This is a genomic window from Rhizobium sp. No.120 (assembly GCF_054558365.1).
Genome location: NZ_BAAJNQ010000048.1, coordinates 1 through 1,532 on the forward strand (window position 1 = coordinate 1; position 1,532 = coordinate 1,532).

Here is a 1,532-nt window from a genome sequence, read left to right on the forward strand (position 1 = left end):
TCGGCATATTCGTCCGGCCAGTCGCAGACGAGATAATAGTTGAGCGCCGGGCGGCACTTGGCGCAGCCGCAGGAGGTCTTCCATTCGAGTTCTTGCATGACGGCCGGAATGGTTTTCAGACCCTTGGCCTTGATGAGCCGTCTGACATCGTCATGACCGAGCTCGGTGCATGAGCACATCGGCTGGACGGCAGCGGGATTGTAGCTATCGCCCAAGGTCAGCACCATTAGCTTCTCGACGAGGCCGGTGCACGAGCCGCAGGAGGCCGAGGCCTTCGTGTGGGCGCGCACGTCATCGAGCGATGAAAGCCTCTTGGCCGTGATAGTCGAGGTAATCTTGCCCTTGCAGACGCCGTTGCAGCCGCAGATTTCCGCATCATCCGGCAAGGCTGCAACGGCCGCCATAGGGTCCAGCGGAGTTCCTCCTTGATAGGCCTGGCCGAAAATCAGCGTGTCACGCATCGAGGAAATATCGACGGCCCTCTTCTTCAGATCATTGAACCATGCCCCGTCGGATGTTTCGCCATAAAGAACCGTGCCGATGATGCGGTTGTCCTTCAGCACCAGGCGCTTGTAGACGCCGGCAGTCGCGTCGCGCAGCACGATTTCCTGCCGGTCGTCGCCATCGGCGAAATCGCCAAGCGAATAAAGGTCAATGCCGGTAACCTTGAGCTTGGTGGGCGTGTCGGAATGCACGAATTCCGGCTCGTTGTTGCCGGCCAGGCGCGCGGCGGCAACGCGAGCCATCTCATAAAGAGGCGCAACCAGGCCGTAAACCATGCCGCCGACCTCGGCGCATTCGCCGAGGGAAAGGATATTGCCATCGGAAGTCTGCATGCCGGCATCGACGACGATGCCGCGATTGACCGCAAGACCGGCTTCCTTTGCCAGGCCGACATTCGGCCGGATGCCGACTGCCATGACGACCAGGGTCGCTGGCACGATCGTGCCATTGTCGAGCTCGACACCCTCGACCTTGCCGTCGCCGATGATGGCCTTCGTATTGGCCTTGCAGATGACCTTTATGCCGCGTTCCTCGACCGCCTTCTGAAGGAGGTAGCCGGCGGCGGGATCGAGCTGACGCTCCATCAGCGTCGGCTGCACATGGAGAATGGTGACATCCATGCCGCGCTGGGCAAGGCCCGCCGCCGCCTCGAGGCCAAGCAGGCCGCCGCCAATGACAACGGCCTTTTCGCGCGATTGGGCGGCGAGCAGCATGGCCTGTACGTCGTCCAGATCGCGATAGGTGATGACGCCGGGAAGGTCTTTGCCTGGAACGGGGATGATGAAGGGAACGGAGCCGGTGGCGATCACCAGCTTGTCGTAGCTCTCGATGACGCCGTGATCGGAGGTGACGGTGTTTGCCGCCCGGTCGATGGCGACGATCTTATGCCCCTTGTAGAGGGTGATGCCGTGCTTGATGTACCAGCCGTCACCGTGGATGATGATCTGCTCGTAGTCCTTCTCCCCGGACAGGACCGGCGACAGCATGATGCGATCGTAATTGACGCGCGGTTCGGCATTGAAGATCGT

1 protein-coding gene is annotated in these 1,532 nt (G+C 61.2%); it reads right to left on the reverse strand.

Going from position 1 to position 1,532, the window contains the following annotated elements; all coding sequences use genetic code 11:
* Window positions 1-1,532, reverse strand: a 1,532-nt coding sequence (locus ACYJRZ_RS31860; RefSeq protein ID WP_459465513.1) for an FAD-dependent oxidoreductase, incomplete at both ends; no start/stop codon positions are given.